Source organism: Roseateles aquae (assembly GCF_032337115.1).
GTDB lineage: Bacteria > Pseudomonadota > Gammaproteobacteria > Burkholderiales > Burkholderiaceae_C > Roseateles_C > Roseateles_C aquae.
The window spans coordinates 415,638-429,020 of the sequence record NZ_JAVXZY010000003.1 but is presented as its reverse complement, the minus strand read 5'-3'; the positions used below and the strand labels follow the sequence as shown (position 1 = coordinate 429,020).

Below are 13,383 nucleotides of genomic sequence, written 5' to 3'. Positions count from 1 at the left end.
ATCACAGGAATCGTTCCAGCAGCTTCTTCGAATGCCGGTCCAGCGCAAAGCGGTCTGGCACCTGGAAGACGATGCCATGGCTGCTGGTGATCAGCAGCCGGCCCTCGCCCAGCCGGCGAATCTCTTCTTCGGTCTTGAGGATGAAATCGGTGGCGCCACGGTCGGTCTGCACCGTCCATTGGCTGGGCGTCGAGAAGGTCGAGACCTTGACAATGCGCTGCACCGTGGGCATGAAATCGCGGGCGGCAAATTCCTCGTCGAGCAACTCGCGCTGCGCCGCCGGCAGCGCCGAGAGGCGATCGATCCAGGCCAGCTCGTGGCCATCCAGGCCGACCAGGGACACGCCCTCGTCCGGCGCCGAGATCGGATGCGCGCGCACCGGCGTCACGCCGACATGTTCGACACCCTCGGCATCGGTCAGCACCAGGCGGCCAAAGGCATTGCGGGAAAGGTTCAAGGGCGTGCTCATTGGGCCACCGTGTGCGCGTTGGGGTTGGGCAGCGAGATCGGTTCGGCCTCATCGGCGTCCATGCGCCGGGCCTGGGCTTCGTAGAGCCGCCAATAGGCGCCCTGCTGGGCCATCAGCTCGTCGTGCGGGCCGACCTCGACGACCTGGCCGCGATCCATCACCACCAGGCGATCGGCCTTGCGCAGCGTCGACAGGCGGTGGGCGATGGCAATCGTCGTGCGGCCCTTGACCAGGTTGTCCAGCGCCTTCTGGATCTCCTTCTCGGTCTCGGTATCGACCGAAGAAGTGGCCTCATCGAGGATCAGGATGCGCGGATTGATCAGCAGTGCGCGGGCAATCGAGATGCGCTGGCGCTCACCGCCGGACAGGCCCTGACCGCGCTCGCCGACCAGCGAGTCATAGCCCTGCGGCAGCCGCAAGATGAATTCGTGGGCATGGGCGGCACGGGCGGCGGCGACGATCTCCTCGCGCGTCGCCTGCGGCTTGCCATAGGCGATGTTCTCGGCAATCGTGCCAAAGAACAGGAAGGGCTCCTGCAGCACCAGGCCGATGTGGCGGCGGTAGTCGGCCACGCCGATGCGGCGCAGATCGATGCCGTCGACGCGGATGCCGCCCTCGGTGACGTCGTAGAAGCGGCAGATCAGATTGACCAGGGTGCTCTTGCCCGAGCCCGAGTGGCCGACCAGGCCAATCATCTCGCCCGGCTTGATCTCCAGCGACAGGCCACGAATCACCGCCCGATTGCCGTAGCGGAAGCCGATCTCGTCGATCTGCAGGCCGCCTTCGACCTTGTCCAGCGCCACCGGCTGGGTCGGCTCGGGCACGTTCGATTGGTGGTCGAGGATGTCGAAGATGCGCTTGGCGCCGGCCGCCGCTTTTTGCGTGACCGAGACGATGCGGCTCATCGAGTCCATGCGGCCGTAGAAGCGGCCGATGTAGGCGAGGAAGGAGGTCAGCACGCCGACGGTGATGTCGCCATCCGCCACCAGATAGATACCGAAGGCCCAGACGACCAGCAGGCCCATTTCGGTCAGCAGCGAGACGGTGGGCGTGAACAGGCTCCAGGTTTTGTTCAACCGATCATTGACCTTCAGATTGTTCTGGTTGGCGTCCTTGAAACGCTTGGCCTCACGGCGCTCCTGGGCAAAAGCCTTGACGACCCGGATGCCGGGAATGGTGTCGGCCAGCACGCTGGTGACCTCGCCCCAGACGCGGTCGATCTTCTCGAAGCCGGTGCGCAGCCGGTCGCGCACCAGATGGATCATCCAGGCGATGAAGGGCAGCGGCACCAAGGTGGCCAAGGCCAGCCAGTGATTGATCGAGAACAGGATGATGGCGGTCATCGCCAGCATCAGCACATCGGTGATGAAGTCCAGCGCGTGCAGCGACAGAAAGACGCTGATGCGATCGGTTTCGGAGCCGATGCGGGACATCAGATCGCCGGTGCGCTTGTTGCTGAAGTACTCCAGCGACAGGCTGAGCAAATGCTCGAACGTGCTGGTGCGCAGATCGGCTGCAATGCGTTCGGATACCAGCGCCAGGATATAGGTCTTGGCCCAGCCCAGCAGCCAGGACACCAGGCCGGCACCCAAGAGCCCGCTCAGATAGAAGGCGACCAGCCAGGGGTCAATCTTGTGGCCCTGCTGAAAGGGGATCAGCACCTCGTCCATCAGCGGCCGGTACAGATAGGGGCCAACCAGCGTCGCCCCGGTGGCGCCCAACATCAACAGGAAACCGAGCAGTAGCTGACCCTGGTAGGGCCGGGCAAAGCGCCACAGGCGCAGGAGCACCCAGGTCGAGGGCGGCGTGTGCAGCTCGCGCTCGCAGGTCGGGCATTCCTCGCTCTCCGGCGGCAGCGGCGCCTTGCAGCTGGGGCAGAAGCTCAGATCTTCGGCATCGCTCTTGGCCGGTTCGTCGCGGCGCTCGAAAGCCTCCTGCCAACGCTGCGCCTGCAGATTGATCTGCAGGCTGAAGCGCCACAGCGCCAGACGCTGATTCGCATCGACCAGCTCCAGGCTGCCGACGCCGGCGTGGTCGGAGATCTTCATCGACAGGCCCGGGTGCAACGGCCATTCGGTCCACTGCCGGGTCGCCGGTTCCCAGGCCAGCAGGCGCTGATTGGAAAGCACCAGCAGGCCACGTGCGAAGCGCAGCTGGGCGTCCAGGTCAACCTCCAGCGTGGCCAGCACGTTCTCATCTCGCATGAGACGCGCCTGCAAAGAAGCCAATTCCGGATGCTGGTCGGGCGCGCCTGCGGGATGGTGATGCTGCATTGTGTTTTTGGCTACGCGCCCCAAGACGGGGCCTTCTGGCGAGGTTTACGGGTTCAAGCCGAGGATTTTCGCTCAGAAGCGGTCGATGCAGACAAACCGCTCCGCCCGCGGACCGACACAGCGGCTCCGCAAACTGGGAGCACAATTGCGGCTTGCTTCCATTCCCGCCCTCGCTATCAGGCCCTGAAGGCCCCTCACCCATGAGCAGACACGACGACATCAAGCTTTTGCGCGTCAACTATTTGCGTGGTCCCAATATGTGGACCTATCGCCCGGTGCTGGAGGTCTGGCTCGATCTGGGCGGCCTGGAAGATCACCCCTCCCACCTGCTGCCCGGTTTCAATGAGCGGCTGACGACGGCGCTGCCGGCGCTGATCGAGCACCACTGCGGCGTGGGCGAGCGCGGCGGCTTCCTGCAGCGCCTGCAGGAAGGCACCTGGATGGGCCATGTGCTTGAGCATGTGGTGATCGAGCTCTTGAACCTGGCCGGCATGCCGACCGGCTTTGGCCAGACCCGCTCGACCTCGGGCCGCGGCGTCTACCGCATGGTCTTCCGCGCCCGCGACGAGCAGGTCGCCCGCTGCGCGCTGGCCGAGGGCCATGCGCTGCTGATGGCGGCCATCAATGCCGACGCCTTCGATGTTGACGCCGCCGTCACCCGCATCCGCGACAAGGTCGACGACTGCTATCTCGGCCCCTCGACCGCGGCCATCGTTGCCGCGGCGACCGACCGCCGCATTCCGCATATCCGCCTGAACGAAGGCAATCTGGTCCAGCTCGGCCATGGTGCGCGTCAACGTCGCATCTGGACGGCCGAGACCGACATGACCAGCGCGATCGCCGAAGGCATCGCCCGCGACAAGGATCTGACCAAGAGCCTGCTCAAGGCCGTTGGCGTACCGGTGCCCGAAGGCGTGGCCGTGAAGTCCCCGGCCGAGGCCTGGGAGGCCGCCGAGGATCTGGGCCTGCCGGTGGTCGTCAAGCCCTCCGACGGCAACCACGGCCGCGGCGTCACGCTGGACCTGAAGAAGCGTGAGGACGTCGAGGCGGCCTTCCATGTCGCCGACAAGGAAGGCTCGGAGGTGCTGGTCGAACGCTACATCCCCGGCAACGAGCACCGGCTGCTGGTCGTCGGTGGCCAGGTGGTGGCTGCCGCCCGTGGCGACGAGGCCTGGATCGTCGGCGACGGCAAGCACACGGTACGCGAGTTGGTCGATCAGCAGATCAACACCGACCCGCGCCGTGGCCTGACCGAAGACTTCCCGCTGAACCGCATCACGCTGGGCGAAGACCCAGTCGTGCTGCTGGACCTGCAACGCCAGGGCGTCACGCCCGACAGCGTGCCCGAGGCCGGCCAGCGCATCCTGATCCAGCGCAACGGCAATGTGGCGATCGACTGCACCGCCCAGGTCCACCCGGACGTGGCCCGTGCCGTCTCGCTGGCTGCGCGCACCATCGGCCTGGACATCGCCGGCGTCGACCTGGTCGCCACCGACATCGCCAAGCCGCTGGCTGAAACCGGCGGTGCCATCGTCGAGGTCAATGCCGGCCCGGGCCTGTTGATGCACCTGAAGCCGGCCGAGGGCATGCCCCAGCCGGTCGGCCAGGCCATCATCGACCATCTGTTTGCCGAAGACGAAAGCGGCCGCATTCCCATCGTCGGCATCGCTGCCTCGCAAGGCGGCAACCACATCAGCCGCCTGGTCGCCTGGCTCTTGCACCTGAACGGCCGCCATGTCGGCCTCGCCTGCAGCGATGGGCTCTTCCTCGGCCCGCGCCGGGTCGACCGCATCAATGGTGGCCGCTGGGATGCCGCGCACCGCTTGCTGATGAACCGTGGCGTCGACGCCGTGGTGGTCGAAAACAGCGCCGCCTCGGTGCTGGATCACGGCCTGGCCTATGACCGCTGCCAGGTCGGCGTGGTCACCGATATGGGCGGCCTGGGCCAGCTCGACGAGCACGACATCCGCACCGAGGACCAGCTCTTCAAGGTGCTGCGCACGCAGATCGATGTCGTGCTGTCCGATGGCGCGGCCGTGCTCAATGCGGCCGAGCCGCGCCTGGTCGAGATGGCCGAGCTGAGCGACGGCGAGGTGCTGTTCTATGCGCTGGACGGCAGCAATGCCGCGCTGGCCGCACACCGCGCCAAGGGCGGCCGAGCGGTCTTCCTGCAAGGCGGCGCCGCTGTGCTGGCCCAGGGTGCCTCGGAAACCTCAGGCGCCAATCTGGACACCCTGCTGGCCCGCTTTGCCCGCGCCGGCCTGCCCACCGATGCCGGCACGCTGCTGGCTGCCGTGGCGACCGCCTGGGCACTGAATATTTCCCCTGAACTGATTTCGGCCGGTCTGGACACCTTCGTGCCCGAACTCGCGCAGTAAGCAAAAACGAAACGCTTCGAAAGACGACGCAAACATGGAAGTCTCTCGCATCCGCGCCCTGCGCGGTCCGAATATGTGGAGCCGCCACACGGCCATCGAAGCCGTGGTGAGCTGCAGCGAAGCCGAACGCTCGGTCGCCGAACTGGCCGGCTTTGAAGCCCGGCTGCGCGCCCTCTTCCCCAGCATCGGTGCGCTGCGCCCGGCCAGTGCCCAGCGGGTCGAGATCTCGCTGGCCCATGTGCTGGAACAGGCCGCGCTGGCGCTGCAGGCCCAGGCCGGCTGCCCGGTGACCTTCAGCCACACCCACATCACCAGCGAAGCCGGCACCTACCAGGTGGTCGTCGAGTACAGCGAGGAAGATGTCGGCCGCATGGCCATGGACGATGCGCTGCAGCTGGTGCAGGCGGCCATGGACGGCGGCAGCTTCGATATCGACGCCTCGCTGAAGCGCCTGCGCGAGACCGATGAAGACGTGCGCCTGGGTCCCTCGACCGGCTCCATCGTCGACGCCGCCGTCAAGCGCGGCGTGCCGTTTCGCCGCCTGACCCAGGGCAGCCTGGTGCAGTTCGGCTGGGGCGCCAAGCAGCGCCGCATCTGGGCGGCCGAGGTCGATGCGACCAGCGCCGTCAGCGAATCGATCGCCCAGGACAAGGACCTGTGCAAGCGCCTGCTGCAATCGGCCGGTGTGCCGGTGCCCTATGGCCGGCCGGTGGAATCGGTTGACGATGCCTGGGCGGCGGCACTGGAGATCGGCCTGCCGGTCGTCGTCAAGCCGCAGGACGGCAACCAGGGCAAGGGCGTCACCGTCAATGTGGTGACGCGCGAGCATCTGGAAATCGCCTACAAGGCGGCCGACGAGATCGGCCAGGTGATGGTCGAGAAATTCCTGCCCGGCTCCGACTACCGCCTGCTGGTGGTGGGAGACAAGCTGGTCGCCGCCGCGCGCCGCGACCCGCCGCATGTGATCGGCGACGGCGTGCACACCGTCAAGCAACTGGTCGACAAGGTCAACGCCGACCCCAAGCGCGGCGACGGCCACGCCACCTCGCTGACCAAGATCCGCTTCGACGACATCGCCGTCGCGCGCCTCACCCAGCAAGACCTGACCCCCGACTCGGTGCCCGAGAAGGGCCGCCGCGTCATCCTGCGCAACAACGCCAATCTGTCCACCGGCGGCACCGCCACCGATGTGACCGATGACGTCCATCCCGATGTGGCCGCCCGCGCCATCGCCGCCGCGCAAGTCGTCGGCCTGCATGTCTGTGGCGTCGATGTGGTCGCCGAAAGCGTGCTGCGTCCGCTCGAAGAAATCAGCGGCGGCATCGTCGAAGTGAACGCCGCGCCGGGCCTGCGCATGCATCTGTCGCCGTCCTACGGCAAGGGCCGCAATGTCGGCGAGGCCATCATCAATCACCTCTATGGCCATGGCCAGAAGAGCGAGGACGGCCGCATCCCGGTGGTCGCCGTCACCGGCACCAACGGCAAGACGACGACGACGCGGCTGATCGCCCATATGTTCGCCACCTGCGGCCTGCGCGTCGGCATGACCAATACCGATGGCGTCTATGTCGACGGCCATCAGATCGACAGCGGCGACTGCTCGGGCCCGAAGAGCGCCCGCAATGTGCTGATGCACCCGGATGTCGAGGCTGCCGTGTTCGAGACCGCCCGCGGCGGCGTGCTGCGCGAAGGCCTGGGCTTTGACCGCTGCCAGGTCGCCGTGGTGACGAACCTTGGCGACGGCGATCACCTGGGCATGAACTTCCTCAACACCGTCGAGGAACTGGCCCTGGTCAAGCGCGTCATCGTGCAGAACGTCGCGCCCTCGGGCTATGCGGTGCTCAATGCGGCCGATGCTGTGGTGGCCAATATGGCCGGTGTCTGCCCCGGCCAGATCATCTTCTTCGCCCAGGACCGCCACCATCCGCTGATGGCCACCCACCGCGCGCAGGGCAAGCGCTGCGTCTATGTGGACGGCGATCAGCTGGTCGCCGCCCAGGGCTCCTGGCGCGAAAGCATCCCGCTGCGCGACATCCCCTTCACCCGCGGTGGCCTGATCGGCTTCCAGGTCGAGAATGCGATGGCCTCGGTGGCAGCCGCCTGGGGTGTGGGCCTGGACTGGGACACCATCCGCCGCGGGCTTTCGAGCTTCAGCAATGACGCCGACAACGTGCCCGGCCGCTTCAATGTGATGGACTACCGCGGCGCCACCGTCATTGCCGACTACGGCCACAACGGCGATGCGATGCGTGCGCTGGTGGCCGCCGTCGAGGCGCTGCCGGCCAAGAAGCGCTCGGTGGTGATCTCCGGCGCCGGCGACCGCCGCGACGAAGACATCCGCATCCAGACACAGATCCTCGGCCAGGCCTTCGACGAGGTCATCCTGTTCCAGGACGCCTGCCAGCGCGGCCGCGAGGACGGCGAGGTGCTGCAGCTGCTGCGCCAGGGTCTTGAAGGCGCCAGCCGCACGACCCATATTGAGGAAATCCGCGGCGAGTTCGTCGCCATCGACCGCGCGCTGGAGCGGCTGCAAGCGGGAGATCTCTGCCTGGTGCTGGTCGATCAGGTCGAAGAAGCGCTGGCCCATCTCAGCAAGCGCATCGCCGAGGGCTGACGAGAGGGCTGGGCCGGGCCATGCGTTCCGGCACCCGTCATCGGCGACTGATAGTCTGTGGACTACTGGAGGGACCCACCATGACCACAACGCTCAAACACCTGCTCGCCGCCGCCATTTTGGGCCTGGCGGCACTGGGCGCCCAGGCCGGCGCCAAGGAAGACATCCAGGCCGATATGAAGGCCGGGCGCTGGAGCCAGGCCGATCAGCGCCTGGACGAGGTGCTGGCCAAGCATCCGGAGAACGCGCTGGCCCACTACTGGCGCGCCCAGGCCAAGTTCCATCTCGGCCAGGTCGACGAGGCCCAGGCCGAGGTGCGCCGCGCCCGCGAGCTTGATCCAAGTGAAAACTTCGCCCGCGACAAGACGGTGCTGCGCCACATCATGGAGGCGCCGAGCAGCCAGAGTCAGGGCAAAGGCGTCAGCACCGGGCTGAGCAGCGCACCGGCGATCAGCCCAGCCCCAGCCGAGCCTGCCGTGCCCGCTGCACCGGCGCGCCCGGCGCCCCGTGAGCCCGAACCCAAGAAATCCGGCGGCGGCTTCTGGATGTTCGCGCTGCTGATCGGCCTGGGCCTGCTGACCTGGCGCCTGACCCGTTCGCGCGCCAACGGCGACCAGCGTGCCGCTCGCGAGCAATGGCAGGGTGAGCTGCAGCAGGCCAGCAAGGATCTGGGCGACGCTATCGCCGCCAGCGATGCCAACCCGCAGCTGAGCCAGGAAGCCAAGCTGGCCAACTACGACCGCGCCAAGCGCGCCCAGGGCGAGATCAGCGCCCATCTGTCCAGCCTGAACTCGCGCAAGGATTTCGCCGAGACCGCCGCCCTGGTGCTGCGCTCCCGCGATATCGCCGCCGAGATCCGCGGCGAGGAAAAGCCCAGCGAACGTGCCGCACGGATGGAGATGCAGCGCCAGGCCATGCAGCCGGTCTATGTGCAGCAGCCGGGCTACGGCCCGGGCTATGGCGGCCCGCAACCGTCGGGCGGCCTGGGCGTGCTGGGCACGGTGGCCGCCGTTGGCGCCGGCGTGGCCATTGGCAGCATGATGAGCGGCTCGGCAGAGGCCCATGGCCATCGCCGCCATGAGGAAGACGATGGCAGCAACCGCGGCGGCTACATCCCCTTTGATGACGACAACCGCGGTGGCGGCCTGGACCTCGGCGGCAGCGATGGCGGCGCGGCCTGGGACAGCGGTGGCGGTGGCGATTTCGACGCCGGCGGTGGTGGCAGCTTCGACTGAGCCGCTTGCATCGTCGATCTCATCAACCCGGGCCGCGACCCGGGTTTTTTGTATGTGTTGAGCGCCGCCCGGACCCATGGCCGGCGCTCTGCTCTGCCTGCAATTCCGGAATTCGGTCCCAGAACAGCGCCGCCCTGTCAATCCCTGCGTGACCTCTGGCGGCTGCGTCTACAGGGTCTATGCTTCTTGATATATCAAGGAGACAGCATGACTTCTACACCCCGCCGCCACCGTCCTGCCGCGCCCCGGCGCCCATCGCTGAGCGCCCTGCTGCTCGGCCTGGCCCTGCTGGGCGGCGCCCAGCAGGCGCTTGCCCAGCCCTACCCGGCGGCCGCTCGTCAGCCGGTCGTCAACAGCTACCACGGCATCCAGGTCAGCGACGACTACCAGTGGCTGGAAGACGCCAGCCAGCCGGCCGTCAAGACCTGGTTGGCGGCGCAGAACCAGCTCAGCCGCGCGGCGCTGGACGCCGTGCCCGGCCGCGAACGGGTGCAGCAGAGAATCACCGAGCTGGTGACCGCTCGCTCAAGCAGCTATTACGCGCTACGCCGCCAGGGCGGCCAGCTGTTCGCGATCAAGTCGCAGCCGCCCAAGCAGCAGGCGCTGCTGGTCACGCTGCCCTCGCCGGACCGCCCGGGCGATGAGCGTGTCGTGCTCGACCCGAACCTGCTCGCCGCCGATGGGTCCATCTCGATCGACTTCTATGTGCCCTCGCCGGACGGCAAGCTGGTGGCCGTGTCGCTGTCCGAGAAAGGCAGCGAGGATGGCTCGGTGCATGTCTTCGAGGTCGCCAGCGGCAAGCAGATTGACGTCGTCGTGCCGCGCGTCCAGTACCCCACCGGCGGCGGTTCCGTCGCCTGGGCGGCCGACAGCAAGGGCTTCTTCTACACCCGCTATCCGGCGCCGGGCGAACGCGGCGACGCCGATCTGCATTTCTACCAGCAGGTCTGGTTCCACCAGCTCGGCCAGCCGCTGAGCAAGGACCGCTATGCCGTCGGCCGCGAGTTCCCGCGCATTGCCGAGACCCAGCTCGCCAGCGGCCCTGGCGGCGAGGTGCTGGCCACGGTGCAGAACGGCGACGGCGGCGAGGTCGCGCTCTACCTGCTGCGCGCCGGCAAGGGGGCACAGAAATGGACCCGCCTGGCCGCTTTTGCCGACGAGGCCAAGCAGGGCTGGTTCGGCAGCGACGGGCATCTCTACCTGCTGTCGCGCAAGCAGGCGCCCAAGGGTCAGGTCTTGCGCGTGGCGCTGAAGAACCCGCAACTGGCCCGCGCGCAGCTGGTGCTGCCCGAGGGTGAGGGCACGATCCAGCATGTCGCCATCAGCGGCCAGCGCCTGCTGGCCAGCGCCCTGCTCGGCGGCCCCTCGCAGCTGACCGAGGTCGACCTGAAGACGCTGAAGGCCCAGACCATCGCGCTGCCGCCGGTCAGCAGCGTGGACGATATCGTGGCCATGGCCGATGGCGAGCTGCTCGCCTCGGTGCAGAGCTACACCGAGCCACCGGCCTGGTACCGTGCCGCCGCCGGCCAGCCGCTGGCCAAGACCGCCCTGGCGCTCAAGAGCGTGGCCGACTACAGCGACACCGAGGTGCTGCGCGAATTCGCCGTCTCCAAGGACGGCACCCGCGTGCCGCTGAACATCATCCGCCGCAAGGGCACGCAGCTGAACGGCCAGAACCCGACCATCCTCTATGGCTACGGCGGCTACAGCGTCAGCCAGACACCGGGCTTCTCGACCACCCGCCGCGTCTGGCTCGATCATGGCGGCGTCTATGTGATCGCCAATCTGCGCGGCGGCGGCGAGTATGGCGAGACCTGGCACAGCGCCGGCAATCTGACCCGCAAGCAGAATGTGTTCGACGACTTCATCGCCGCCGCCGAGCACCTGATCGCCCGCGGCTACGCCACGCCTGAGAAGCTGGCCATCCAAGGCGGCAGCAATGGCGGCCTGCTGATGGGCGCGGCGCTGACCCAGCGCCCCGAGCTGTTCCGCGCCGTGCATGCGGCGGTTGGCATCTACGACATGCTGCGCATCGAGCTGGACCCCAACGGCGCCTTCAACGTGACCGAGTTCGGCACCGTCAAGGACCGCGCCCAGTTCGACGCCCTCTATGCCTACTCGCCGTTTCACAAGGTCAAGGACGGCACCGCCTATCCCGCCGTGCTGATGACCACCGGCGATAACGACGGCCGCGTCAACCCGGCCCAGTCGCGCAAGATGATCGCCCGTCTGCAGGCGGCCAATCCGAACGGCCGCCCCATCCTCCTGCGCACCAGCGCCGCCAGCGGCCACGGCATCGGCTCCTCGCTGAGCGAAACGATCAAGGAACGCACCGACACCTTCAGCTTCCTGTTCCAGCAACTGGGCGTCGATCTGAACGCACGCTGATCGGCGACACTGCGCGCCTGCCTTTCAAGGCCTCGCCGCCTGCCTGCCCGGCGGCGAGGCATTCTTTTCTTGGAATCCTGATGAAGAAGACCACAATCGCCCTGTGCATTGCGCTTCAGTGCCTGGCTGCCGGCGCTGCTGGTAACGGCATGGACAAGGCCAGCAACGAAAAAGCCAGCACCGACCGCGCCTCGGTCTGGGACCTGAGCCCGCTCTACGCCAGCCCCGAGGCTTGGGAAGCCGAACGCCAGGCCATCCTCGCCGCACTGCCTGGCGTGCGCCAGCTGCAGGGCACACTGGGCCAGAGCGCGGCCAGCCTGCGCGCCGGGCTGGACCAGCTCTCCAGCCTGCGCCGCCGCCTCGGCCGCCTGAACACCTATGCCAGCCTGCTGGCCGATGAGAACACGCAGGTCACCGCCAACCAGGCACGCCGCCAACTGGGCGACACCGCCGCCAACCAGTTCGGCGAGGCCAGCGCCTTCGTCAACGCCGAGATCGCCGCCATCGGCCGCGACAAGATCAACGCCTTCCTGGCCCAGGAGCCGGGCCTGGCCCCGCATCGCTTTGCGCTGATGAACACGCTGCGCCTGGCCGAGCATGTGCTGAGCCTGAAGGAAGAAGCATTGCTGGCCGCGGCCTCCGAGCCGCTGCAGCAGCCCTCGGCCATCTACGGCCTGCTGGCCAATGCCGACCTGCCCTGGCCCACGATCAAGATCCGCGGCAAGACGGTGGTGCTCGATCAGGAGCAGTACGTCGCCTACCGCGCCGACCCTGACCCCAAGATCCGCAAGCAGGTCTTCCAGGCCTTCTGGCCGGCCTTCAAGGCCTATGAGCGCAGCTTTGGCGCCATCTACAGCGCCAGCCTCAAGGGCACCGTGTTCAGTGCCCGCGCGCGCAAGTTCGGCAGCAGCGTCGAGATGGCGCAAAGTGGCGACAACATCCCGGCCGCCGTCTACAAGACCTTGCTCCAGGAAGCCAATGCCGGCCTGCCGACGCTGCACCGCTACTTCCAGCTGCGCAGCAAGGTGCTGGGCCAGAAGCAGGCCGGTTATCAGGACGTCTATGTGCCGCTGGCCAAGCCCTCGCGCAGCTACACCGTCGCCGAGGCCGAGGCGTTGACGCTGGAGGCCTTGAAGCCGCTGGGCAGCGACTACACGAGCAAGCTGCAGGCCGCTTTCGGTGCCGGCTGGATGCATGCCGTGCCGCAGCGCGGCAAGCGTTCGGGCGCCTATATGAACCCGGCCGCCTACGATGTGCACCCCTATCTGCTGATGAGCTTCAGCGGCGAGTACAACAGCGTGTCCACGCTGGCTCACGAATGGGGCCATGCGATGCACTCGGTCTACTCGAATGCCAACCAGCCCTATGAGACGGCCGACTACGCCACCTTCATCGCCGAGGTCCCGTCGACCGCCAACGAGCTGCTGCTGGCCGACTACATGGTCGCCAACGCCAAGAGCCGCAGCGAGAAGATCTTTGCGCTGAGCCAGGAGCTGGAAAACCTGCGCGGCACCTTCTTCCGCCAGGCCATGTTTGCCGAGTTCGAACTGGCCACGCACGAAGCCACCGAAAAGGGCGAGGCGCTGACCGGCGAAGGCCTGAGCAAGATCTACCTGGACCTGCTCAAGCGCTACCACGGCCATGATCAGGGCGTCGTCAAGATCGACGATGTCTACGGCATCGAGTGGGCCTATATCCCGCACTTCTACAACGACTTCTACGTCTACCAGTACGCCACCTGCATCAGCGCCGCGGCCTTCTTCGCCGAGGGCATCGGCAAGGGCGACACCGCGCTGCGCGAGCGCTACTTCACGCTGCTGAAGTCGGGCAGCGCCGGCGAGGCCTATGAGCTGATGAAGACGGCCGGCGTCGACCTCGCCACGCCCGCGCCCTACCGCGCCGTCGTGCGCCGCATGGAGCAGGTGATGAGCCAGCTGGAAGCGCTGCTGGCGCAGAAGTAAGGCCAGTAAGGCCAGCAAGGCCCTGGGCCGGGCGAGAGTGGCCGACACAGATGTGTTCCACTCTC

General features: G+C 67.3%; 7 protein-coding genes. 5 read left to right on the top strand and 2 right to left on the bottom strand.

What is annotated here, in order from left to right; all coding sequences use genetic code 11:
- Position 1 precedes the first annotated feature (1 nt).
- Positions 2 to 469 (bottom strand): cyanophycin metabolism-associated DUF1854 family protein, encoded by a 468-nt coding sequence (locus tag RQP53_RS10700; RefSeq protein WP_315650296.1) that lies wholly within the window; start codon positions 467 to 469, stop codon positions 2 to 4.
- The gene (locus tag RQP53_RS10695; RefSeq protein WP_315650295.1) at positions 466 to 2,742 is read right to left on the bottom strand and encodes a cyanophycin metabolism-associated ABC transporter; all 2,277 of its coding nucleotides are present in this window, start codon (positions 2,740 to 2,742) and stop codon (positions 466 to 468) included. The genes RQP53_RS10700 and RQP53_RS10695 overlap by 4 nt, the downstream gene beginning before the upstream one ends.
- 200 nt (positions 2,743 to 2,942) lie before the next feature.
- On the opposite strand from RQP53_RS10695, the gene RQP53_RS10690 reads away from it, so the two are divergent.
- The 5 genes from RQP53_RS10690 (at position 2,943) to pepF (ending at position 13,318) form a co-directional block, all read left to right on the top strand.
- Complete coding sequence (locus RQP53_RS10690) at positions 2,943 to 5,120, top strand: cyanophycin synthetase (protein WP_315650294.1); 2,178 nt, start codon at positions 2,943 to 2,945, stop codon at positions 5,118 to 5,120.
- Between the two features lie 34 nt (positions 5,121 to 5,154).
- Positions 5,155 to 7,734, top strand: coding sequence for a cyanophycin synthetase (gene cphA / locus RQP53_RS10685; protein WP_315650293.1), 2,580 nt, complete (start codon positions 5,155 to 5,157; stop codon positions 7,732 to 7,734).
- A gap of 80 nt (positions 7,735 to 7,814) precedes the next feature.
- Positions 7,815 to 8,969, top strand: a complete 1,155-nt coding sequence (locus RQP53_RS10680) for a tetratricopeptide repeat protein (RefSeq protein WP_315650292.1) — start codon at positions 7,815 to 7,817, stop codon at positions 8,967 to 8,969.
- Between the two features lie 207 nt (positions 8,970 to 9,176).
- Positions 9,177 to 11,357: a prolyl oligopeptidase family serine peptidase gene (locus tag RQP53_RS10675; protein ID WP_315650291.1), complete on the top strand. Its 2,181-nt coding sequence runs from the start codon at positions 9,177 to 9,179 to the stop codon at positions 11,355 to 11,357.
- An 80-nt stretch (positions 11,358 to 11,437) separates the two neighbouring features.
- Positions 11,438 to 13,318: an oligoendopeptidase F gene (gene pepF / locus RQP53_RS10670; RefSeq protein ID WP_315650290.1), complete on the top strand. Its 1,881-nt coding sequence runs from the start codon at positions 11,438 to 11,440 to the stop codon at positions 13,316 to 13,318.
- The last annotated feature ends 65 nt before the right edge of the window (positions 13,319 to 13,383 follow it).

Coding starts and splice junctions, on each gene's coding strand:
- RQP53_RS10695 (WP_315650295.1), bottom strand. CDS start 2,742: ATGCAGCATCACCATCCCGCAGGCGCGCCCGACCAGCATCCGGAATTG.
- RQP53_RS10675 (WP_315650291.1), top strand. CDS start 9,177: ATGACTTCTACACCCCGCCGCCACCGTCCTGCCGCGCCCCGGCGCCCA.
- cphA (WP_315650293.1), top strand. CDS start 5,155: ATGGAAGTCTCTCGCATCCGCGCCCTGCGCGGTCCGAATATGTGGAGC.
- RQP53_RS10690 (WP_315650294.1), top strand. CDS start 2,943: ATGAGCAGACACGACGACATCAAGCTTTTGCGCGTCAACTATTTGCGT.
- RQP53_RS10700 (WP_315650296.1), bottom strand. CDS start 469: ATGAGCACGCCCTTGAACCTTTCCCGCAATGCCTTTGGCCGCCTGGTG.
- pepF (WP_315650290.1), top strand. CDS start 11,438: ATGAAGAAGACCACAATCGCCCTGTGCATTGCGCTTCAGTGCCTGGCT.
- RQP53_RS10680 (WP_315650292.1), top strand. CDS start 7,815: ATGACCACAACGCTCAAACACCTGCTCGCCGCCGCCATTTTGGGCCTG.